Origin of the sequence: Methylobacterium sp. UNC300MFChir4.1, assembly GCF_900110155.1 — a bacterium.
Lineage (GTDB): Bacteria > Pseudomonadota > Alphaproteobacteria > Rhizobiales > Beijerinckiaceae > Methylobacterium.
Genome location: NZ_FOCS01000021.1, coordinates 66,889 through 88,875 on the forward strand (window position 1 = coordinate 66,889; position 21,987 = coordinate 88,875).

A 21,987-nucleotide genomic window follows, 5' to 3' on the forward strand; every position below is an offset into this window, starting at 1 on the left:
GGGCTTCGGTGGTGCAGCGCCCCTGCTCGGCCGCAATGCTGATTCGGGTAACCTGTTCTCCCGACCGTTGTTCTCGATATCGTTTATACAGCGGTTACTGATCCCGTAAAATTTTATCGTCACTTGTTTCGACATCGGGCGGGGAGATGTTCGAGAGGTCACCGATCAGGACGGCCGGGGCGCGGTCGCTGGCGTGCACCGGCGGCTGAACCCCGCACAGTCCGGCGCAGTCTGGCACAGCGCGGGCGATAGCGGGCGATAGGAGGAGCGATGAGCGCCAGTGTCGCGGACATCCAGGCGGATGCCTCTCCCCACCATCTGCCCGCCCTGACGACGGGCCGGGACGCGTGGTTCCTCGACACCGAGCAGGCGCTCGCGGAGGAGATGGATCATTTCTGCGGGCCGCCGGAGCCCGGCGATCGCGCGCCCTGGCAGGCGCGGGCCGACCAGGCCCGGCTCGCCGCCCTGTGCCTGTCCGGCGGCGGGATCCGCAGCGCCACCTTCTGCCTCGGCGCCCTGCAGGCCCTGGCCAGCCGGCGGATGCTCGGCGAATTCCACTACCTGTCGACGGTATCGGGGGGCGGTTTCGCCGGCGGCTGGTTGCAGACGTTCATCCGTCAGTGCGGCAGCATCGCCGAGGCCGAGCGCCAGCTCGGCGGCTCGGGCAACGAGATCTTCGCCAAGCTGCGGCGCTACACGAACTACCTGACCCCGGAGGTCGGGATCCTGTCGCGCGACACCTGGGCCGGCATCGTTCTCTACATCCGGAACACGATCCTCAACTGGTTGATCATCTTCCCGCTGCTGCTGTTCGTCCCCCTCGCGCTGCTCGCCTACCGGACGGCGCTCGAGGCTGCGAGCGGCAGCACGCTGTGGCTGCCCCTGGTGCTCGGCAGCGCGGCGCTGTTCGTCGCGACGTTCAGCGCCTGCACCCTCCTGCCGAGCCATCGGCCGCGGACGGGCGGCGTCACGGCGTACGCGTCCCCGGCGCGGATCGCGGCCTGCATCATCGCGCCGACCTGCGTCTGGGCCCTCGCGCTGCCGTTCACGCTCCGCGCGCTGTTCGAGCAGCCGCTGCCGGTCTCGGGCCTCTCCCTGTGCCGCCTGGGCCTCGCCTACTTCGCCGTGCAGGTCGCGGCCTATCTCAGCGGCCTGATCTGGCAGACCTCGAAGGGCCATCCGGGCCTCTGGCTGTACGAGCGGAATCTCGGTCCCTGGCTCGCCAGCAGCCTCGTCTCGGCCGGGCTGATCTGCGTCTGCGCCGACGCGTCCATCGGCTGGCTGGTCGGTGGCTCCGCTGCCGGCTTCGACGCCGCGAAGGCCGAGGTCTCTCAGATCCTGACGGTCGCGGCCCCGCCGGCGCTGATCGTCATCCACCTTCTCCAGAGCGTCATCTTCATCGGGTTCCGGAAGAGCGCCGAGTGCGCCGACCTCGACCGCGAGTGGGTCGCGCGGGTCGACGGCCAGCTCCTGCTGGCCGCGATGGGCTGGACAGGCCTGTGCCTGTGCTGCCTCGTCCTGTCCGCCGACGCCCTCGGCCGCCAGGACGCGCAGATCCCCGCCCTGTTCGGCGCGCTCGGCGCCCTCGCCACCGGCCCGGCCGCCGCCTTCCTGGGCAAGCAGGTCTTCGTCCGCGCGCAGTCCCTGGCCGCCAAGGGACGCATGGACGACCTCGTGATGATCGGCCTCAGCGCGATGGCGGCGGTCTTCGGGATCAGCCTGTTCGCCCTGATGGGCTGGTGCCTCGGCCGCTTCCTCGGCCAGGCGCACGATTGGTGGGGCAACTGCCTGCTGCCGCGCCGGGCGCTCGGCGGCGCGGACGCCGGCGCGGATGCCGGCTCCGTCTGCGGCATCAACCCCTACGGCATGATCGTGATCCTGGACGTCGCGGTGGCGGCAATCCTGGCCGGGGCCGTCTGGCTGTTCGGCCGCGTCAACGTCAACCGCTTCTCCATGCACGGCGTCTACCGCAACCGCCTGACCCGGGGCTTCCTCGGCTCGGCGCGGACGCGGCGCGACGCCGATCCGTTCACGGACTTCGACGAGGAGGACAGCCCGCGCATCGCCGATCTCGGGACCGAGAAGCGGCTCCTGCCCGTCGTCAACATGACGCTCAACCTGACGGATCTCCTCCACACCGAGTGGGCGGAGCGGAAGGCCGCCTCGTTCACCGCGACACCCTTCGCCTGCGGCTCGGCGATCCTCGACCGCGCCGACAGGGCGCGCGACCGGCCCGGCACCGTCGGCCCGCGCGGGGCCTACATCCGCACGTCGCAATATGCCGGGATGGAGACCCCGGGCGACCGTGTCAGCGCGGGCCGAGGGCCGCTGCTGGGCGGTCTGCTGACGATCTCCGGGGCGGCGGTCAGCCCGAACTGGGGCTATCACTCGTCGCGCCTGATCGCGTTCCTGATGACCCTGTTCAACGTCCGGCTCGGCGCCTGGCTGCCCAACCCCGCGGTGGCGCGCCGGGACGACCTCAAGCTCGCCAAGCCGAGGAACTCTGTGCTCGCGCTCCTGAGCGAGCTCGGCGGCCGCAGCACCGATGTCCGGCAGGCGATCTACCTCTCGGATGGCGGTCATTTCGACAATCTCGGCGTCTACGAGATGCTGCGGCGGCGCTGCGCGCGGATCGTGGTGATCGACGCGGGCCAGGACGAACGCTGCACGTTCTTCGACCTCGGCAACGTGATCCGGAAGGCCGAGGTGGACGGGCTGGCGAAGGTCCAGATGGGCGAGATGCGCATTCTCCCCCGCGCGACGATCGAGCGCGAGGGCAAGCGTGCCGGTGCGCTGGGCTACGCGCGGGGTACGATCGCGTATCCGGGGGCCCGCGACGCGGCCTCGCTGATCTACATCAAGCCGAGCTTCCTCGACGACATCCCCGCCGAAGTCCGCGCCTACGGCGCCACCAGCCCGGCCTTCCCGCACGAGAGCACGGCCAACCAGTGGTTCTCGGAGAGCCAGTTCGAGAGCTATCGCGCCCTGGGCTACTACCAGGTCAGCAAGATGTTCGGCTCGCAGCTCACGACCTTGTCGGACTGGTCCGTGTATCTCGACAGCGAGATCGGGCGCCGGACCGCGGATTCCTAGCGCGGGCGACGCCGGACGCGCGCACCTCCCGATCACGGTCGCTCGGCCGAACGCTGCGGCCGCGCGGACGCGCAGGTCCGGGACGACCGGCGCCGGGGTGGGGTGTCCGTCGCGCCGGCCGCGCCCCTGCGGCGGCGCGTCGTAGCAGAGCGGAAGATCAGTTCCTTCCGGGGCGGTCAAAGCGCAGGAAAGCCGATGCCGATCCGGCCGCGCTCAGGATCTCGGCACGTCGTTCAAGGCATCGCGGCTCGACCAGAGCGCCCCCTGTCCGCGGCATCCCGAGCGCCGCCCGGCCGGCGGGGCGGGGAAGTCCTTCGAACCCGCGCGCGGTCTGTGTCGAGCCGGCCACCGTCTGCCACGAGACCGAGCGGCCGAAGCTGATCGGGGCCGGGATTATTTCGTGCGCAAGCCAGATCGGTGAAGCGAGGGACGTGGAAACTCTATTGCGCGGCCCGATCAGGGCATCGATTGAGAAATCTACGTAAACTTGCGCGCTGCAGAGGTGCGGAATCGATCAAATGATGGATGCGTTAATTGAAAGTAGCTGCTAGGACACGTCGTGATGTCGTGCGGAGGAGCGGATGCGCTACCGGGCCGTAAGTGTCTTGGATGTGTCGGCGATGGCTTCGGAAGAGAACCCGACGGACGAGACCCTCATGCTCCGCGAGCACATCCGCCGTATCCTGCGCAAGCTCTCCCGCGCGCGGGCCGAGCTTCAGTACAGCTGAACGGCGCGGGGCATGCCGGCATCGGTGCGGATCGCCGCCCCCGCACCGTCGCGATGCGCGGCGTCGCGCGCCGGTCCGAGCCTCCGCGGTCTCACGAGGTGACGTCGGTGTCGTGGCGGCTCGGCGCGGGTTCGACGTCACGACAGGACGGGGTGTAGGCGCACCAGCCGCACTGCCCGAGGTCGGCAGCCCGGGGCGCGTTCCACTGCGAGCACAGCGGGCAGACCTTCAGCACCAGCTTGGCGCCGTGCGCGAAGGCCAGACCGCGGCCGCGAAACGTGACTCTACCCTGGGGGAGATCAGTGGACATCGTCGCCCTGACTGTAACACAGGTTAGTCACTGGAACCTGTCCAATCTGTCCGATTCCGTCAACTCCGGGCCGGCCTGACGGGTATTCGGGGCCGAGCCGCATGTCCGATTCCGCCGGTCCTGACTGAGATCCTGACTGAGATCCTGGCTCAGATCCTGGCCGATCCTCTCCATCCGCCGGGCCCGAGTTCAGGCGATCACGGCCTCTCCCGTCCGGACCGTGAGTTCGCCGACGCGGCGCGCGTCCCTGACCGGGCGCGGGTGCGGTGGCGGGTGCCGTTCGCGGGGGCCGCATCGAACGAACGCCCGTCGGGCGCGTTTATAGCCATGCTTGCGCGATCCCCGAACAGACCGTCCGACGTCAGAGCACGCGACACCGCCAACCGGTTCGAGGCGGCCGACGTCGCCCTCGGCGTCGGGCTGGCACGCGCGAAAGACCACCCCGTCGTTCGAACGGTGGGGACGGCGAGCGAGATCGGGAGCTGGCAGTCCCTGCTCTCGCTGTCTGCCGGCACCCTCGTCCTGGGGCTCATGGTGCGCGATCGCCGGATGGCAGAAGCGGGGCGGCACATGCTGCAAGCCGGTCTCCTGGCCGGTGTCGTCAAGACGAGCTTGAAGCGGGCGGTGCATCGGACGCGGCCGAACGTCCTGATGGATGAGGGGGTCTACGTGCGGGGATGGCCGGGAACGGGCATCGGTCCGTGGCAATCCTTCCCCTCGGGTCATTCCGCCCTGAGCACCGCCGTCGCGCGCGCCGCCGCGCGCGCCTATCCGGAGATCAGGGGACCGTCCTACGCCGCCGCGGCCGGCGTCGTCACCGCGCAGGTTCTCCGCGGGGCGCACTTCCCCGCCGACGTGCTGGCGGGTGCCGTCATCGGCATCGCCGCGGAGTTCGCCGTCGACCGCCTGACACGCGACCGGCGAAGGTCGCCGCGCTGACGGCGCCGGGATCCTCAGGCCGCGCCTCTCCGCACGGACCGCGCCGAGGCGATGCGCTTCACGTCACAGCCGACGAGATCGAGATCCGCGAGGTCGCGCTCGCTGAACGACGCGAGTTCGCTCCGCGCGCGACGGCAGTCGAGCCATCGCCTGATGAGGGAGAACGGAGCCGTCATCTGATCCTCCTGGCCTGCGGAGGCTGACATGCCCTGTGCGCCGCTCCGCGACCGTGACGAAGGTCACGGACGCCCGGACGCCTGGCCCGCCGCATGGGCGGGAAGGTGGGAGCCCCCCGGCCGCACACGCCGCGTTGCCGGGGCGTCCCAGGTGGAGACGGCGCCGGCGTCGGCTCATCGGCCGCGAGGGGCGCATCGCCGAGGCTGGCGTCGCGTTCCTCGAGGACCGGGCTTCCGGCCTCGAAGATCCGCGGGATGGACCACCGCGCGTTGTGGCCCGCCGGCGCGCGCCCTTGAACGGCGCCGCGCCAATCGATAGGTTGCTATCAATATCGGTGCGGGGCCGCCCGATGCGCGTCACCACGATCCGCCGGGAGGCTTGAGATGGCAGCCAAGACCCTGCGGCAGCTCCGTCTGGCCTACACCCACACGCTGCTGCTCTCCGGACGGCAGTGGCGGCGCCTGGCCAACGCGGCGACCGAGGCCCACGGCATCTCGGAGGCCAAGGCCCTGCCGCTGGTGCTGATCGCCCGCATGGGCGGCGAGCCGCGCCAGACCACCCTGGCGGACGCGATCGGCATCGAGGGGCCGTCGCTGGTGCGGCTCCTGGATCAACTGGAGAAGGCGGACCTCGTCGCGCGCCGGGAGGACCCCACCGACCGCCGCGCGAAGGTGCTGACCCTGACGCCCGCGGGACAGGCGGTCGTCGCGCGGATCGAGGCGGATCTCGAGCGCCTCAGGGAGACGGTGTTCGCGACCGTGAGCGCCGCGGACCTGGAGGCCGGCCTGCGGGTGTTCCAGGCCCTGCAGGATCATCTCCGCGGCGAGGCCGGGCTCGACGGGGCGGAGGCCGGGGCGCGTCGCGGCGAGGCCGCGGAATGACGCTCCCCGGCTGGCGCGACTGGGCCTTCGCGCTCAAGACCTTCGGTGCCGGCATGCTGGCCCTGTTCCTGGCGTTCTGGATCGATCTGCCGAACCCCTACTGGGCGCTCGGCACCGTCTACATCACCAGCCAGGTGCTGGCCGGCGCCACCCGCTCCAAGGCGCTCTACCGGGTGCTCGGCACCCTGCTCGGGGCCGTGGTCACGGTCGCCCTCGTGCCGAACCTCGTGAACGCGCCGGAACTCCTGACGCTCGCCATCGCGACCTGGGTCGCGACGTGCCTGTACTTCTCCCTCCTCGACCGGACCCCGCGCAGCTACCTGATGATGCTCGGCGGCTACACGGCGGCGCTGATCGGCTTCCCGGCCGTGGGCGATCCCGGGACGATGTTCGATGTCGCGGTGGCCCGGGCCGAGGAGATCACCCTCGGCATCCTCTGCGCCAGCCTCGTGAACACGATCGTGCTGCCGCAATCGGTGGCGCCGGTGATCTCCGGCCGGCTCGACCTCTGGCTGCGCGACGCGCGGGGCTGGGTCATCGACGTCCTCGGCCGCACCCGCGCGACGACGGACACGCAGGCCACCCGGCTGAAGCTGGCCTCGGACGCGGTCGCGTTCGATGCCCTGGCGACGCCGCTGCGCTACGACATGACCGGCGCGGAACGCTCGGCGGATGCCATGGCGACCCTGCGCCAGCACATGCTCATGTTCCTGCCCATCGCCTCGGCGGTCTCGGACCGCATCGAGACGCTGGAGCGGGCGAGCGCGCTGCCGCAGCGCCTGCGCACCCTCCTCGACGCCATGGCCGCCTGGCTCGCCTCCGGAACCACCGAACAGGCTGAGGCCGACCGCCTGAAGGCCGACGCGGACGCCCTCGAACCCGGGCTCGGGGAGCGGCCGTCCTGGGACGCCCTCGTGCTGGCGAGCCTCCTGGCGCGGCTGCGCGACTTCATCGACCTGCGCCAGGACGCCCGGATCCTGCAGCGGCACATCGCGGACGGGACGCCGGTCACCGAGGACCTGACCTTCCGGTACACCGCGGCGGCGCGCACGATCCGCCACCGCGACCACGGCATGGCGCTGCTGTCGGCCCTGGGCGTGTTCCTGACCATCCTGGTCACCTGCGCGATCTGGATCGCGACCGGATGGCCGCACGGCTCGGCCGCCCCGATGATGGCCGCGGTCGGCTGCTGCTTCTTCGCCGCCCAGGACGATCCCGCCCCGTTCATCGTCAGCTTCGCCAACTCGGCCATCGTCGGCGCCCTGGGGGCGGGCGCCTACCTGTTCGCGGTCCTGCCGCTGGCCACCACCTTCGAGATGCTCGCCCTGGCGCTGTCGCCGGCCCTCCTGGCCTGCGGGGTGTTCATGGCCCAGCCGAGGACCGCGCCCCTGGCGATGGGCGCGGCGGTCAACGGCTCGGCCATGATCGCCCTCCAGGGCAGCTACACGGGGGACTTCGCGGCCTTCACCAACGCCTCCGTCGCGGTCATCGTCGGCATGTGGGTCGCGGCCATCGTCACGCGCCTCGTCCGCTCGGTCGGCGCCGGCTGGTCGGCGCGGCGCCTGCGGGCCGTCAACCGCCGCAGCCTCGCCCGCGCCGCCGGGCGCCAGGGCGCGCAGAACGGTCTCGAACTCGCCGCGCTGATGCTCGATCGGGTCGGCCTGATCGCGCCGCGGCTGGCCGCCCTGCCGTCCGACGACGCGGAATGGACCGCCGACCTCCTTGCCGAGGTCCGGGTCGGCATCAACGTCGTGGAACTGCGGCGCGACCGACGGCAGCTCTCGGAGCCGGCCCGGGCGGCGGTCGAGGCACTCCTCGTCGCGCTGTCGCGGCACTTCGCGGCCGAGCCGGGAAAGCCCGCCCCCGGCCTGCTCGATGCCGTCGACGGGGCCCTCGACGCCGTCTCCCGCGACGCGCGGCGGGCGGCCGGCCGGGCCGCGCTGATGGGTCTCGTCGGCGTCCGGCGCGGCCTGTTCCCGGACGCGCCGCCCTACCGGTCGACGCTGCCCACCACCACGCATCCGGAGCTCGCGGCATGACGGGTGAACTCGACCTGTACGGCGTGTTCGTGCCGAGCCTCGCGGCCTGGATGCTGATCGCCTTCGCCCTGAGCCTGCTCGTGCGGCGGCTGCTGGCCCGGACCGGGTTCTACCGCATGGTCTGGCACCGGCCCCTGTTCGACCTCGCCCTCTACGTCGTGCTCCTCGGCCTCGTCGTCTCGGTCGCGGTCCCTCTCACCTCCTGACCGGCGGGCTCGTCCGGCCGCCCGGTCTCGCCCTGCCCACACCTTCCGGATCCCTCCATGCCCCGGCTTCTCGCCCTCTCGTTCCGCCTCCTCGTCACCCTCGGGACGGTCGCCGCCGCGATCGTCGTTGGGCTGGCGCTGTGGGACTACTACATGGAGGCGCCGTGGACCCGCGACGGGCGCGTGCGCGCCGACGTGGTGCAGGTGGCCCCCGACGTCTCCGGCCTCGTCACCGAGGTGCTGGTGGCGGACAACCAGGTGGTGAAGCGGGGCGACGTGCTGTTCCGCATCGATCCCGAGCGCTTCGATCTCGCCCTGCGCCAGGCGGAGGCGGTGGTCGAGGGCAAGCAGGCGACCGCCGAGCGGGCCGCCGCCGACTACGTCCGCTATCAGAAGCTCAGCGACGCCGCCGCGTCCCAGCAGAGGGTCGAGGCCGCCCGGGCGACCGACCTGGAGGCCAGGGCGGCGTACGGGCAGGCGGTGGCCGACCGTGACCTCGCCAAGCTCAACCTCGAACGCTCCGCGGTGAAGGCCGCGGTCAACGGGCGCATCACCAACATGGAGCTGCGTCCCGGCACCTACGTGTCCACCGGGCGGGGCGTGATGGCGCTCATCGACAGCGACACGCTGCGCGTCGAGGGCTATTTCGAGGAGACGAAGCTCCCGCGCATCCATGTCGGCGACAAGGCCAGCGTCCGCCTGATGGGCGAGACGTCGACGCTGAACGGCCGCGTTGAGAGCTTCGCGGGCGGCATCGAGGACCGCGAGCGCACGGCGGGCTCGAACCTGCTGGCCAGCGTCAACCCGACCTTCGCCTGGGTCCGGCTGGCCCAGCGCATCCCGGTGCGGATCAAGCTGGACGACGTTCCCGACGAGACCCGCCTGGTCGCGGGCCGCACGGCGACGGTCGCGGTCGCGTCCGAGGGCGGGACCCCGCATTTCAGCCTGTTCGGATCCTGGCGCGGGGCGCCGGAGCCCGCCGCCCGGGAGACGAGAAGCCGCTGAGGACCGGCCGGCGATCCCACCTGCCGGACGGACAGAGATCGGGAGACGAACCATGGCGACACCCGCTTCGAGCCGGCCCCAGGCCGGGCCGGACCGCGTCCTGGCCGAGGCGCCGTACCGGATCGGTGCGGTGACCCTGGCCGTGCGCGACCTCGACGCGCTCACGCGGTTCTACCGGGACATCATCGGGCTCGGCATCCTCTCGGAGACCGAGAGTGCCGTGCAGCTCGGGACGGGCGACGCGACGCGCCTCGTCCTGCGCCGTGACCCGAACGCGCGGTCACGGGACCCGCGCGAGGCCGGCCTGTTCCACACGGCGTTCCTGCTGCCTGACCGAAGCGACCTCGGTGCCTGGCTCCTGCACGCGGAGAGGCACGGCATCGCGCTCACGGGCGGCGCCGACCACCTCGTGAGCGAGGCCGTCTACCTCGACGATCCGGAAGGCAACGGCATCGAGATCTACGTCGATCGCCCGGCATCGGCGTGGCCGCGTGCGTCGGACGGTTCGGTCGTGATGCGCAACGAACGGCTCGATCAGGCCGGAATCGTCGGTGCCGCGACACGTCCCTGGTCGGCGATGCCGGCCGCCGCCTGCGTCGGGCACGTCCATCTCCAAGTGGGCGACCTCGGAGCGGCAGAGCGCTTCTACGCGAACCTGCTCGGCTTCGACGTGATGTGCCGCTATCCGGGGGCCCTGTTCCTCGGCTCCGGCGGCTACCACCATCAGCTGGCCGGCAACGTCTGGAACAGCCGCGGTGCGGCCGTCAGATCCGAGGGGCGGACGGGCCTCGCCGAGGTGCTGCTGCTGGTCGATCGACCGACCCTGGCATCGACGGGAGACCGTCTGCGCGAGGCCGGCGCGCCCCTCGGCGCGGACGACGGCGCGCTCGTTGTCCGCGATCCCTGGGGCATCGCTCTGCGGCTCCAGCCCACCGACTGACAGCGCCGCCGACGCTCCGTCGGGCACGATGCGCGGAGCGCGAGACCCGAAGGCTGGAGCCGCATCACCGTCACGGCCGCCACCACCGGAGCGATGGCGGATTCCGGACCCGAGCCGTGCCCGCCGCGCCCGCAGAGCGTCGCCTTGAGGCTGTCGGACCGCGAGCGCACGGCGACGCCGGCACGCGGACGACATGGCGGGAGCGTCCGATCCCGACGCCGCGAACCCGCTCGCCCGAGCGGTGCGCTTCAGGCGCCGGCTCCCGGCACGGCCTTCGGCTTCGGACGCACCGGCGGCACGAGGCGGAACAGCAGCATGCCGGCGACCATCGCCGCCACGAAGGTCAGGGCCTCGGCCGGGGCCACCGTCAGGATGGTGAGGGCGGGGCCGGGGCAGAGGCCGACCAGGCCCCAGCCGAGGCCGAAGATCGCGGCCCCGGCGATGAGACGCAGGTCGAGGTCGCGCCGGGTCGGGACATCGAACCTGGGCGCGAGCACCGGCCGGCCGCGCCGTAGCGCCAGGCGGTAACCGGCGGCCGAGACCGCGACGGCACCCGCCATGACGAGGGCGAGGCTCGGGTCCCAGCGGCCCGTCACGTCGAGGAAGGCGCGCACCTTGGCCGGGTCGGCCATGCCCGAGACGAGGAGGCCGAGGCCGAACAGGAGACCGACGGCGAGGGCGGAGACGGTCTTGGCCATGGCTCAGGCTCCGACGAGACGCCGCGCGACGAGGACGGTGAGGATCGCGACGGCCATGAACGTGCCGGTGGCGGCCAGCGAGCGGGGCGAGCCGCGGCCGAGGCCGCAGACGCCGTGGCCGCTGGTGCAGCCGGATCCGAGGCGCGCGCCGAAGCCGACCAGCAGGCCCGCGACGACGAGGAGCGGGAACGAAGCCCCGATCGTCACCGGCGGCAGGCCGCCCCCGAGACCGCTGTAAGCGACCGGCGCCAGGACGAGGCCCGCCACGAAGGCGGCCCGCCAAGCGGTCCCGCGCGCGGGCGGGACCAGGAGGCTGCCGAGGATGCCGCTGATGCCGGCGACGCGCCCGGTGAGGAGGAGGAGGAGCGACGCGGATGCGCCGATCATCGCTCCGCCGAGAAGGGCGCCGACTGGGTTGAAGTCATCCATCTCGATCTGCCCACAGCTCCGGTCCAGGCGAGGCCCGGCTCGGCGGCGGAGAACGCTGTCCCGCGCGAGAACATTAGACGGTTCTTATTTAGCGTACCCTAATGTTCTGCGGCAAGCCTGCGAGCGCCGGAGCGACGCGCCGGCCGGCTTCCCGGAGCACGCGGGCTTCCTCCGCGGTCGCCGCGCGCGACGGGCCGCGGGCTCGCTCTCGCCATCGCCGCGATGGCGGCGCGCCGCAGCGGGCCGAGCCTGCGGCTGCGCAACCGGCCGGACCGTTCGGGACTCGCGGTGGAGATCCTGCGTGGCTGACGCGGTCAGGCGAGTTCGGGGCAGAAGATGTCCTTGAGGGTCGCCAGCACGCGGGCGACCCGGGGATCCTCCAGGCGGTAGTGAAGCGTCTGGCTCTCGCGTCGGTACGCGACCAGCCCGTCCTCCCGCAGCTTGGCGAGGTGCTGCGACAGGGCCGACTGGCTGAGTCCGACCGCCTCGGCGAGGCTCGTCACGTCCATCTCGCCGCGGGCGACCAGCAGGCACAGGATGAGCAGGCGCTTCTCGTTGGCGAGGAGACGGAGCAGACGGGCCGCGTCGCCGGCCCTGTCCTGAAGGCGCAGCAGTTCGTTCGGCGTGACGACGTCCATCGGTCCGGATCCGGGCGCTCTCAGGGTCTCTTATTTAGCGGATCCTAATATATCGCGGGCGTCGCCATTTGCCACGCCGGCGCGCGCCTCGCCTCACCGAGCAGCTCGGCGAGCCTGTCCGGTTCCGAGGGCCGGCTGCGGCGACGAGACCCGGCAGGACGGTCGTCGAGGGACAGCCGTCATTCCTGTTCCGTCTCCGGCCTGTGGCGGTGTGAAACGCGTCCCCCGACGGGGTGGGCAACGCCGACCGTCTAAATCCACCGCACCTACATTGCTGCACCCGCGACGCGTGCAATTCGCTCCAGGCGCGGCCTCGAATATCTGAGGACGTTTAAACATGGACTCGGATACTAAAAATCGTGAATTACCAAGAAATATGGGTTCGGTCGCTGTCAGAAATATCGATCTCAGTCCGCACATTTGCTCCAGAATTGGGAAAAATAGGACCATCATCGGCCCGAAAGATCGTCCTAAACGTTTTGTTAACCATGTGAGAGGAATGCATTCAAAACTTCGTGTGGACGATCGCTGGTTGCCCTGAGCCGCGAGGGCCCGGATTTTTTTCTTGAGACAGCGGCGCAGAGAGACGCGTTCCTGATGGGTCACCGGCCAGGTCAGCTCTGTGTCCCACGCCGCGACCGGCAGATCCGCGATGGCGGACGGCTCGTCGTCGCGGCCAGCACCGGCCTGGTCCTGGTCCTCGACCTGCCGGCGCGCGCCGCGGAGCGACCTCGGCCCGAGGTGGTGACCGCCACCAGCGGCCGCGACGGAAGAGCCAACGTCATCGCGTCGAACGTCGTCGCGACGCCCGGTGCCGACGGCCCTGACCTGTCCTTGATCGATGTCGATGCCGCGGCCGCCGGCAACGACCCTGCCGCGACGATCCGGACCGGTTCGGTGGGCGGAGCGGGCGGGCGAGGCGATGCGATCCCGGGGCTGGCATCCGTCCCCGGCGCGAGCGGTGGGCGCGGCGGTGCCGTCGCGGTGACGCTCGGAGAGGATATGAGCGGAGAGGGGGATCAGGTCGGCTACACGACGCGCGCCCGCGTCTCCCAGCTCCAGTTCCGGCCGATCCCGCGGTTCTGGGTCTTCTCCCGGGGTGGGAACGGCGGCGACGCCCAGAAGGATGTCGGCGCCGGCGGCGATGCCGGGCCGGCGACCCTGACCCTGTCGTCCCGCGTCGCGACCGAGGGGCAGGCCTTCCTGGGGGTCCGGGTCAGTGCGGTCGGCGGCGATGCCGGCCGCGGGGGCACCGACGCCGACCAGACCGCCTCCAGACGGGGCGGCGCCGGCGGCGCGGCCGCGCTCACGGTGACACGCTCCGGGCAGGTGACGACCGACGGTGTCGGGGCGACCGCGGTGATCGTCGAGTCCATCGGCGGCGCGGGCTCGATCCGCGGGTCCGGGACCTTCTACAGCAACCCCTTCGTGACGCCGGGCGGCGCGGGCGGCACCGCGCGCCTCGACATGGCCGGGACCATCCGGACCTCCGGCGACTCTGCCCTCGGCGGCCTCGTCCAGAGCATCGGCGGCAACGGTGGGATACAGCCCGATGCCGGCGGCCGGCCCGGTGGCCGGGGCGGTGACGGCGGGACCGTCACGGTGACCCAGAGCGGCACGATCGTCACGGCGGGCGACTACGCCCTGGGCCTCGTGGCGCAATCGGTCGGCGGGCCGGGCGGCAAGGGCGGCGGCGGGGTGTTCGGCGGCGGCGGCGGGGGCGATGCCGCCCCGGGCGGATCGGTGACCCTGACCAACAGCGGGACGGTGACGACGTCCGGCGCCGGGGCGACCGGCCTCGTGGCGCAGAGCATCGGCGGCGGCAGCGCCCTCTCGGCCCTGCCGCTCGCGGCCCTCGACGTGGCGCCCGGGAGCGGCGGCGGGGCCGGAGGCATCTCGCTCTGGTTCGGCCGCGGCGGGGCCGGCGGGACCGGGGGCGCGGGCGGGACCGCGGAGATCGTCAACGCGGGTGGCCGGATCACGACCGAGGGCGACTCGGCCTTCGGGGCGTTGGTGCAGAGCATCGGTGGCAGCGGTGGCAGCGGTGGCGGCGCCTTCCCGGCCGGGGCCTTCTTCGCGGTCGGCCTGGGCGGCAGCGGCGGCGGCGGCGGTGATGGCGGTCTCGCGCGCTTCACCGGCCGGGCCGGCGCGATCGAGACCGGCGGGACGGGATCGACGGCCGTGCTGGTGCAGAGCATCGGCGGCGGCGGCGGCGCCGGCGGCGACGTCAGGAGCATCGCGGTGGGCGCGGCGCTCTCCGCGTCGTGGGCGATCGGCGGATCCGGCGGCAAGGGGGGCAACGGCGGCGAGGCCCGCATCGAGAGCAGCAGCACCGTGACCACCGCCGGTCTCGGGGCGGACGGCCTGGCCGTCCTCAGCATCGGCGGCGGCGGCGGCGTCGGCGGCCTGGCCAGCGCGACGGCGATCACGACGCCCCTGGCCACGCCGAGCGGGCAGTCGCTGCCGAGCTTCGCCTTCTCCACCGCGATCGGCGGCTCGGGGGGCGACGGCGGCAATGGCGGCCCGGCGGGCGTGATCAATACCGGCCGGGTCACCACCTACGGCGACGCGGCCGCGGGGCTGCTGGTCCTCAGCGTCGGCGGCGGCGGCGGGATCGGCGGCGATGCCGCCGCCTACGCGCTGGCGGTCGCCCCGCCGGGCCAGATGGCCGTGTCCGCCACCTCCACGCTGGGCGGGACGGGCGGCGGCGGCGGCAATGGCGGCACCGTCACCGCCGCGAATAGCGGCGCGGTGCGCACGTCCGGGGACGGCGCGATCGGCATCCAGGCCCAGAGCATCGGCGGGGGCGGCGGCAATGGCGGGGGCGCGACCGCGACGAGCAACAGCCTGAGCCTCAAGCAGAATGTCACGGTCTCGCGGAGCGTCGGCGGCACCGCGGGCGTCGCCGGGATCGGCGGCGCGGTCACGGTCACGCAGTCCGGCAGCGTCACCACCGGGGGAGCCGGCGCGGTCGGCATCCTCGCGCAGAGCATCGGCGGGGGCGGCGGCAACGGCGGCAACGCCGCGAGCCTCGCGGCTCCCGGCTTCTCCTTCGACAAGACCCTGAACGGCCTCGTCGGAAAGCTTCCGATCGCCGATACCCTCTCGGTGACGGAGACGATCGGCGGCGGGAAGGGCAAGGGCAATGTCGGCGGCGCGGTCACGGTGACGAACCGGGGCGCGATCACGACCGGGGGGTCGAACGCCCACGGCATCGAGGCGCAGAGCATCGGCGGGGGCGGCGGCAACGGCGGCACCGTGTCCGGATCGGCCGTCGGCAAGCTCACCGTCGGCCTGACGCTCGGCGGCCAGGGCGGCAGCGGCGGCAGCGGCGGGGACGTGACCGTCACCAATGCCGCTGGCGGCCTGATCGCGACCAGCGGCGACGGCTCGCACGGGATCGTGGCGCAGAGCGTCGGCGGCGGCGGCGGCATGGGCGGCAGCGTCGCGGCGCGTGACGTTTCCGACCCCGACACCGTCGGAACGATCTGGACGCAGATCAAGAAGACGATCGGTGTCGCCGCCTACCAAGAGTGGGCGAAGGACAAGGAGAACAAGGACGATCTCGATCGATTCCTGAAGGACATCAAGTCCAGCGACACGTACAAGGGCCTGGCGGATCAGCTCAAGAACTCGGATTTCGGCAAGGCGCTCAAGTCCTACAGCGGCAGCGTCTCGAGCTATCTGGACGCGCAGAAGAAGGGCGCCACCAAGCTGCCCGACGTGGCGTTCACCCTGTCGCTCGGCGGGAGCGGCGCGCAGGGCGGGAACGGCGGTCGCGTCTCGGTCGAGAACGGCGGCACCGTCCGGACGATGGGGATCGGCGCGCACGGCATCCTGGCGCAGAGCATCGGCGGCGGCGGCGGCCAGGGCGGCCTCGCCTACGCGGAGGCGACCAACAGGACGACCGTGACGGCGACGCTCGGCGGCACGGGCGGCAGCGGCAACATCGGCGGCACGGCCAAGATCGTGAACACCGGTTCCGTCGCCACCGCGGACGATGCCGCCTACGGCCTCTACGCGCAGAGCATCGGCGGCGGCGGCGGCAACGGCGTCGGCGCCACGGTCGCCGGCAGCCAAGCGAACAAGGGCCTGACGCTCAACCTGACCGTCGGCGGATCGGGAGGGACCGGCGCCCGGGGCGGATCTGTCCAGGTCGATAACCGCGGCTCGGTGACCACCGCCGGGGCCGAGGCGCATGCCGTCGTCGCCCAGAGCATCGGCGGCGGTGGCGGAAGCTTCTCGGCGCCCTCCGCCGAGGCCGACGCCGACACCCCCGACGCCGACACCCCCGCCGCTGCGGCGGAGGGGACGAAATCATCCAAGGAGCCGGGCGCGAGCCAGATTCAGAGCCAGACCAAGAGCGAGACGAAGGGCGGGACGAAGAGCGACGCCCAGGCGCTGGCGGACGCCCTGCTCGCCGCGCTCGACATCGAGCGGATCGCCCCACCGGAGGATCCGGCCGGCGTCTCCGAGAGATCCGGCAGCCTGACGCTCGGCGGCTCTGGGCGCGTGGCGGGCGACGGTGGCGGCGTGACGATCGTGCAATCCGGCACGGTCGCCACGACGGGCTTCGGGGCGGTGGGCATCCTGGCGCAGAGCATCGGCGGCGGCGGCGGTCTCGCCTCGGTGGCGGCCGGCCCGGGCGGCCACCGCTACACGTTCGGGATCGGCGGCGCGGGCGACGCCTCGGGGAGCGGCGGCCCGGTCGCGGTGAGCCTGACCGCGGGCGCGCAGGTCTCCACCGCCGGCGACGCGGCGCCGGCGCTGCTGCTGCAGTCGATCGGCGGCGGCGGTGGCTACGGCGGCGCGCACCAGGCGATGGGATACGCGGTGCCCTACGCCCTGCGCGACGGGTCCGACGGCAACGGTGGGACGATCCGGGTGACGCTGGAGGAGGGCAGCGCGATCCGCACGTCGGGCGCCCAGTCCCACGGCCTCCTCGCCCAGAGCCTCGGAGGCGGCGGCGGCCTGCTCCTGGACCTCACCGGCCCGGCCGCCGGGGCGTCGGGTCAGAGCCGTCTGAACGCGACCGGCAAGGGCGGCGACATCTCCGTCGCGTCGTCCGGATCGATCATCGCGTCGGGCCGCGACGCGAACGCGATCTTCGTCCAGTCCGGCGTCCAACGCACCGACGGGAGCCTCGAACCCGACCCGGAGCGGGGCGGCAGGATCAACCTCCAGGTGAACGGCCTCGTCACGGGCGGCAGCGGCACCGGGGCGGCGATCCGCATCGACGGCGGGCGCTCCACTACGATCGTGATCGGCGGGCGCGCCGTGGTCAGCGCGGCTTCGGGCCGGGCCATCGTCGGCGCGTTCTCCGCCGGCGAGATCAACAATTACGGCACCGTGATCGGCGACGTGGACCTGGCCGCCGGCCAGGCGGGGGGCGTCACCTTCGTCAACGGCGGTTTCCAGAACACGGGTGGGACCTCGGCAATCCTGCGCACCGGACCCGAAGGCGTCATCGCCCTGGGGCCGAACGGCCGCCTGCACAACAGCGCCACCCTCGACATCGGCGGCGTCGGCAAGGTCGCCCGAGCGACGGTGACCGGCAATTTCGAGCAGAGCGCGTACGGGCGGATGCTCGTCGACGTGGCGCCCCTGGCCCCGGAGGGGGCCCTGCGCGCCGATCTCCTCACCGTCACCGGTACCGCATCGCTGAAGGGCCTCGTCGAGCCGCATCTGATCGACGGGCTGCTGCCCGGCCGGTACGCCTTCCTCCGGGCCGGTCAGGTCGTGGAGAGCGGCGCCATGGCTGTCGGCAGCAGCCTCCATTCCGGCGCGGTTCCGATCTCCTGGTCGATCGTCGCGTCGGGCGACACCCTCTCCCTGGTCCCGAGAGCCCGGTTCACGGAGCCGACGGGCGTCACGCTCACGCCGGACCAGCGCAGCGTCGCGCAGGGCCTGCAGGATGCCTGGGACGGCAATACCAGGCAGCTCGGAACGCTCTACGGGCGCTTCCTCTCGGTCGACAGCCAGAAGGCCTACGCCGCCGCCCTCGACGAGTTGAAGCCCGAGTCCAACCAGGACAGCCTGACCGACCGGACGCTCGACACCCGCAAAGGTCTTCAGCGGGCCATGAGCTGTCCGGCCTTCAGCGGCACCGGCACGCTCCTGCGTGAGGGCGAGTGTGTCTGGGGGCGGATCACGAGCGCCCACACGACCCTTTCCGCGACCGCGGAGGACGGCGGCTATCGCCAGACCGCCCTCAGCTACCAGACCGGCCTCCAGACCGAGTTCGCCCCTGACTGGTTCTTCGGTCTGACCGGCGCCTACATCCGCGCCATCCAGAGCGATCCCGACCGGATCACCGGGACGACCAGCGATGCCGGCGATGTCTCGGCGGCGCTCAAGCACCAGATCGGCCCCTGGCTGCTCGCGGCATCGGCCAATCTCGGCTATTCGTGGGCCGAGAACAGGCGCCTGATCGACTTCGGCGGCGCCACGGCCACGGCGCGCAGCAAGTCCGGGATCCTCTCGGCGGGCGGGCGGCTGCGGGCAAGCTACCAAGTCCTGTTCGGCGATTGGTATCTCAAGCCCTACGCGGATCTGGATCTGCTCTACAGCTACAGTCCCGCCTATTCAGAGACCGGGGCCCCCGGCTTCAACCTCGACATGCGACCGGTCGCCAAGACGCTGGTGGCGTTCAGCCCGATGCTGGAGATCGGCGGCCGGATCGACCTCGATGCGGGGCGCTGGATCCGGCCTTACGGTATCCTCGGCGTGACGCTCCTCTCGGACGACCATTTCACCGGTCGGGCGAGCTTCCAGGGGACCGGCGCTCTCGGCCTGTTCGCTACGGAATCGTCGATCCCCGATCGCCTCGGCGAGATGGGGCTGGGCTTTCAGATCAGCCTCGGTGGCGGCATCGAGGTGACCGGCGAGTATCAGGGTCAAGTCGGCGATCACTTCCTCTCGCATGCGGGGACTGCTCGGATGCAGCTGCGCTTCTGAGCGCGACGTGGACCATTTCCAAGACGTCGCGTGGGCGGAGGTGACGAAGCGGGCGTGACGGACAGGCCGGTGTGACCTGACCGACTGGCTCTGGACCGGGCTGATTGAGAGGATCGGCCAGGACCGAAGAAGTCGGGCATGCGGCGAGGTCAGAAGACGAGCGCGGAGCAGGTGGTGCTCGGACCTTACGCGAGGGCTCGCAGATACTGCTCGGCGGTCTCCCACGCGCCGTCCCTCGCAGCCAGACCGATATAGCCGTCGGGTCGGACAACGATGAGGTCGGAACCGCTCGGCAGCGACCGACGCGTCGGTTCGAGCAGGCCGGGGAAGCGCTCGATCAGTTCAGCCCCACGCGTCGCGTCCGCCGCATAGAGGACGAAGCGCGGCTCGCTGCCGGCGCCCGGGGGCGGTCCCGCGTAGGCAGCAGGCTCCCAACGCGCGCCGGCGCCGTGTCCGAGGGAGAGCGGGCTGTCGGCATAGGCGATCTCGATCTCGCTCAGCTGCGTCGCCATCCGGTCGCGGACGACATGGAGGCCGAGCAGGAAGCGCAGCGCGAGGTTGCGCGCCGTCTGCGCCGCCGGGTTCGACAGCGTCGCCATGTCGGTCAGCCGGGTCGCGTTGCGCAGGACCAGCTCCCCGACCGCGCTGCGCTCTGGGCTGTAGCTGTCGAGCAGGGACGCGCTCGCTTGACCCCGCACCACCATCGCCAGCTTCCAGGCGAGGTTCACCGCGTCCTGCATACCGGTGTTCATCCCCTGTCCGCCTGCGGGACTGTGGATGTGCGCCGCATCGCCGGCGAGAAAGGCGCGCCCGCGCCGGTAATCCGCGACCTTGCGCTCGTTGATGCGGAAGTGCGTCAACCAGACCGGGTCAGACACGCCGAAGCCGCCGCCGGCGCGCTGATCGACGAGGGCTTGCACGTCGTCGAGGGTGGGCTCCGGCCGTGGGTGCGCCGCATCCGCCTTGCCCACCGTCGCGATGACGCGCGCCCGACCGCCCGGGATCGGGAAGACGACGAAGGGGCCGTCACGGTGCAGGTAGGTCGCGATCTCGTCCGCGGGCGGTGCTGCGGGCCCCTCGAGGCGCACGTCGGCGAGCAGCCAGTCGTCCCCCTGCGCCGAGCCGGAGAACGGGATGCCGAGTTTGTGCCGGACCGTGCTGTGAGCACCGTCGCAGCCGATCAGCCACGGCGTCCTCACCGTCTCCTCGCGTCCGTCGGCGTGTCGCACGTGCGCGTCGATGCCGTCCGCCGTCTCGGCGAAGTCGACCAGCTCGACCTGACGCTCGATCTCGACGCCGAAGGCGCCCAGCTGCGCGGTGAGCAGGCGCTCCGTCTCGCATTGTGGGATCATCAAGGCGAAGTTGTACGCGCTCGCCACGCCTTCCAGGCGCGGGCTGCCGAGCACCTTGCCGCCGCTGCGGATCGAGGCACCGGGAGCGCGCAGTCCCGCATCCAGGAAGGCTCGCGTGCAACCCATGCGATCCATGAGTTCGAGGGTGCGCGACCAGACCACGAGGGCCTTCGAGGTCTCCGTGGCGTGCGGGGCGCGGTCGATCAGGCGCACTCCGACGCCGTAGCGGGCCAGCTCCGCCGCCATGGTCAGACCGACCGGCCCCGCGCCGACGATGAGAATGTCCGTCATGGACCCGCCTCCCGCGCCACGTGGCTCGCTCGGTCGCATATCCTGAGGCGGTCTCACCTCAGTCTCGAATTCGCCCAGCGGAAGGACCCGACCCTAAAGGGCGCCGTCCGGCGGTCAAGGCTCGCCGCACTCGCTCGGTGCCCGCACGCCGGCGGAGCGGTCACCGATCCGGTCGAGAGCCGTCGGCGCAGCGTCCTTGGCCATCGACAGATGTCCCACGCCAGGCACGCGGTCGAACGCGACCCGGCTGCCGGCTCGGCACAGCCGCGCGCGATACTCCTCGGTCACCCGCGGCAGCACGCGGTTGTCCGTGCTGTCCTGCGCCAGGAAGATCGGGATGCGCGGCGGAGCAGAATCAGGAGCCGCGTGAGAGCTGGAGAGCCGCGCCTTCGTGCGGCCTGAGCGGCATCCGGCCTGTGCTGCACGTCACCGCAATCTCTGGAAGATCGCCTACAATCCTACACGGTTCGGCGGGCCGACGTAAACGCGGATCTGCTAGACGCCACCGTGCATGCAGAAGGTGTGGGATAGTGAAGACGTTGCTCGCAGCCGCCATACTTCTCGGATCGACGGTCGGCGCGATGGCGGTCGAGTCGTACGGGGATTACCGTGACTATTTCGATGCGAAGCCCGTGACCGCGAAGCGCGCGCCGCGCAGCGCTTCCCGGAAGATGGCTCCCATCGACATCACCACGGACCTGAGCGCGGTGCGACGCCGGGCCGATGGCGACCGCCGTGAGATGTACCGCTACGACACTGGGTCGAGGCTGATCGCTGACATGAGGCCTCGCAACTGGGACGGCGGCCATGTTCCCGTGCAGCCGCACAGTTGGTCGCCGGATGGCTTCTGGAGCCCGATGGTACAGTCACACGAGGGGCGCGAGCGGCCCGACCAGTCATTCGAGGGGCGGGGACGGCCCGAGCGATTCCGGTGAAGCTGCGTCCTGTAGGGCGCGATGGACGCTGCGGCGTGAGATCTTGAGCGCTCGTTCGAGTCGGTCGAGTACGCCACCCTCGAATGGGTCGACTGGTTCAACCACCGGCGGCCGCTCGAACCGATCGGCACGCTGCCTTCCGCCGAGACGGAAACCCGCCGCTTCTGCCGAAGCCGAGGTCCGAGCCTTGGGTGCCTGACCCGAACCGGACAGGCTCCGGGAAAGCCGCCGCGGTTCACTGCAGGTGACGGCGCAGGCTCGCAAAACCATAGACCTCGGTGGGCTTGTCCAGCGGACTAGCTCATCGCCGTGGCGTGACGACGCCTGTTACGCGGCGTACAGGAACACAGGCGCTTGCGCTGCGCGGAC

15 protein-coding genes and 1 pseudogene are annotated in these 21,987 nt (G+C 71.7%); 10 read left to right on the plus strand and 6 right to left on the minus strand.

Features of this window, described 5'->3' with window-relative positions; genetic code table 11:
- Positions 1 to 270 precede the first annotated feature (270 nt).
- Positions 271 to 3,093, plus strand: a complete 2,823-nt coding sequence (locus BMY19_RS23580; protein WP_100253132.1) for a patatin-like phospholipase domain-containing protein — start codon at positions 271 to 273, stop codon at positions 3,091 to 3,093.
- 819 nt (positions 3,094 to 3,912) lie between these two features.
- Here the strand turns inward: BMY19_RS23580 and BMY19_RS23585 are convergent.
- Positions 3,913 to 4,131, minus strand: a complete 219-nt coding sequence (locus BMY19_RS23585) for a hypothetical protein (protein WP_020095876.1) — start codon at positions 4,129 to 4,131, stop codon at positions 3,913 to 3,915.
- Positions 4,132 to 4,404: 273 nt separating this feature from the next.
- On the opposite strand from BMY19_RS23585, the gene BMY19_RS23590 reads away from it, so the two are divergent.
- Positions 4,405 to 5,070 (plus strand): phosphatase PAP2 family protein, encoded by a 666-nt coding sequence (locus BMY19_RS23590; RefSeq protein WP_244534998.1) that lies wholly within the window; start codon positions 4,405 to 4,407, stop codon positions 5,068 to 5,070.
- 14 nt (positions 5,071 to 5,084) lie between these two features.
- Here the strand turns inward: BMY19_RS23590 and BMY19_RS23595 are convergent, their stop codons facing one another.
- Positions 5,085 to 5,246 (minus strand): YjiS-like domain-containing protein, encoded by a 162-nt coding sequence (locus tag BMY19_RS23595; RefSeq protein WP_244435356.1) that lies wholly within the window; start codon positions 5,244 to 5,246, stop codon positions 5,085 to 5,087.
- A 384-nt stretch (positions 5,247 to 5,630) separates the two neighbouring features.
- Between BMY19_RS23595 and BMY19_RS23600 the strand changes: the two genes are divergently transcribed.
- The 5 genes from BMY19_RS23600 to BMY19_RS23620 are packed head-to-tail and all read left to right on the plus strand — an operon-like array spanning position 5,631 to position 10,318.
- Positions 5,631 to 6,128 carry a MarR family winged helix-turn-helix transcriptional regulator gene (locus BMY19_RS23600; RefSeq protein ID WP_020095879.1) on the plus strand — a complete coding sequence of 166 codons (498 nt, stop codon included), beginning with the start codon at positions 5,631 to 5,633 and terminating at the stop codon, positions 6,126 to 6,128.
- Complete coding sequence (locus BMY19_RS23605; protein WP_100253135.1) at positions 6,125 to 8,167, plus strand: FUSC family protein; 2,043 nt, start codon at positions 6,125 to 6,127, stop codon at positions 8,165 to 8,167. The genes BMY19_RS23600 and BMY19_RS23605 overlap by 4 nt, the downstream gene beginning before the upstream one ends.
- Positions 8,164 to 8,373 (plus strand): DUF1656 domain-containing protein, encoded by a 210-nt coding sequence (locus BMY19_RS23610; RefSeq protein ID WP_091682073.1) that lies wholly within the window; start codon positions 8,164 to 8,166, stop codon positions 8,371 to 8,373. Before BMY19_RS23605 ends, BMY19_RS23610 begins: the two co-directional genes overlap by 4 nt.
- A gap of 57 nt (positions 8,374 to 8,430) precedes the next feature.
- Entirely contained in the window at positions 8,431 to 9,378 is a 948-nt protein-coding gene (locus BMY19_RS23615; protein ID WP_020095882.1) for an efflux RND transporter periplasmic adaptor subunit, read from the plus strand.
- A gap of 52 nt (positions 9,379 to 9,430) precedes the next feature.
- A complete protein-coding gene (locus BMY19_RS23620) occupies positions 9,431 to 10,318 on the plus strand; it encodes a VOC family protein (protein ID WP_100253136.1) in 888 nt (295 codons plus the stop codon).
- A 248-nt stretch (positions 10,319 to 10,566) separates the two neighbouring features.
- On the opposite strand, the gene BMY19_RS23625 is transcribed toward BMY19_RS23620, so the two are convergent.
- From BMY19_RS23625 to BMY19_RS23635, 3 genes are all read right to left on the minus strand, one after another.
- Positions 10,567 to 11,016: a DUF6691 family protein gene (locus BMY19_RS23625; protein ID WP_042673736.1), complete on the minus strand. Its 450-nt coding sequence runs from the start codon at positions 11,014 to 11,016 to the stop codon at positions 10,567 to 10,569.
- 3 nt (positions 11,017 to 11,019) lie between these two features.
- Complete coding sequence (locus BMY19_RS23630) at positions 11,020 to 11,445, minus strand: YeeE/YedE family protein (RefSeq protein ID WP_100253137.1); 426 nt, start codon at positions 11,443 to 11,445, stop codon at positions 11,020 to 11,022.
- 314 nt (positions 11,446 to 11,759) lie between these two features.
- Entirely contained in the window at positions 11,760 to 12,083 is a 324-nt protein-coding gene (locus BMY19_RS23635; RefSeq protein ID WP_020095886.1) for an ArsR/SmtB family transcription factor, read from the minus strand.
- Positions 12,084 to 12,680: 597 nt separating this feature from the next.
- On the opposite strand from BMY19_RS23635, the gene BMY19_RS23640 reads away from it, so the two are divergent.
- The gene (locus tag BMY19_RS23640; protein ID WP_100253138.1) at positions 12,681 to 19,040 is read left to right on the plus strand and encodes an autotransporter outer membrane beta-barrel domain-containing protein; all 6,360 of its coding nucleotides are present in this window, start codon (positions 12,681 to 12,683) and stop codon (positions 19,038 to 19,040) included.
- 185 nt (positions 19,041 to 19,225) lie between these two features.
- Here the strand turns inward: BMY19_RS23640 and BMY19_RS23645 are convergent, their stop codons facing one another.
- Positions 19,226 to 20,683 carry an FAD-dependent monooxygenase gene (locus BMY19_RS23645; RefSeq protein WP_100253139.1) on the minus strand — a complete coding sequence of 486 codons (1,458 nt, stop codon included), beginning with the start codon at positions 20,681 to 20,683 and terminating at the stop codon, positions 19,226 to 19,228.
- Positions 20,684 to 21,213: 530 nt separating this feature from the next.
- Here BMY19_RS23645 and BMY19_RS23655 point away from each other — a divergent pair.
- Positions 21,214 to 21,618, plus strand: a complete 405-nt coding sequence (locus BMY19_RS23655; protein WP_244534999.1) for a hypothetical protein — start codon at positions 21,214 to 21,216, stop codon at positions 21,616 to 21,618.
- A 48-nt stretch (positions 21,619 to 21,666) separates the two neighbouring features.
- Positions 21,667 to 21,918, plus strand: a pseudogene (locus BMY19_RS31445) (hypothetical protein); the annotation flags it as partial.
- Positions 21,919 to 21,987 lie beyond the last annotated feature (69 nt).

Coding starts and splice junctions, on each gene's coding strand:
- BMY19_RS23595 (WP_244435356.1), bottom strand. CDS start 5,246: ATGACGGCTCCGTTCTCCCTCATCAGGCGATGGCTCGACTGCCGTCGC.
- BMY19_RS23580 (WP_100253132.1), top strand. CDS start 271: ATGAGCGCCAGTGTCGCGGACATCCAGGCGGATGCCTCTCCCCACCAT.
- BMY19_RS23610 (WP_091682073.1), top strand. CDS start 8,164: ATGACGGGTGAACTCGACCTGTACGGCGTGTTCGTGCCGAGCCTCGCG.
- BMY19_RS23645 (WP_100253139.1), bottom strand. CDS start 20,683: ATGACGGACATTCTCATCGTCGGCGCGGGGCCGGTCGGTCTGACCATG.
- BMY19_RS23620 (WP_100253136.1), top strand. CDS start 9,431: ATGGCGACACCCGCTTCGAGCCGGCCCCAGGCCGGGCCGGACCGCGTC.
- BMY19_RS23625 (WP_042673736.1), bottom strand. CDS start 11,016: ATGGCCAAGACCGTCTCCGCCCTCGCCGTCGGTCTCCTGTTCGGCCTC.
- BMY19_RS23615 (WP_020095882.1), top strand. CDS start 8,431: ATGCCCCGGCTTCTCGCCCTCTCGTTCCGCCTCCTCGTCACCCTCGGG.
- BMY19_RS23605 (WP_100253135.1), top strand. CDS start 6,125: ATGACGCTCCCCGGCTGGCGCGACTGGGCCTTCGCGCTCAAGACCTTC.
- BMY19_RS23600 (WP_020095879.1), top strand. CDS start 5,631: ATGGCAGCCAAGACCCTGCGGCAGCTCCGTCTGGCCTACACCCACACG.
- BMY19_RS23585 (WP_020095876.1), bottom strand. CDS start 4,131: ATGTCCACTGATCTCCCCCAGGGTAGAGTCACGTTTCGCGGCCGCGGT.
- BMY19_RS23630 (WP_100253137.1), bottom strand. CDS start 11,445: ATGGATGACTTCAACCCAGTCGGCGCCCTTCTCGGCGGAGCGATGATC.
- BMY19_RS23635 (WP_020095886.1), bottom strand. CDS start 12,083: ATGGACGTCGTCACGCCGAACGAACTGCTGCGCCTTCAGGACAGGGCC.
- BMY19_RS23640 (WP_100253138.1), top strand. CDS start 12,681: ATGGGTCACCGGCCAGGTCAGCTCTGTGTCCCACGCCGCGACCGGCAG.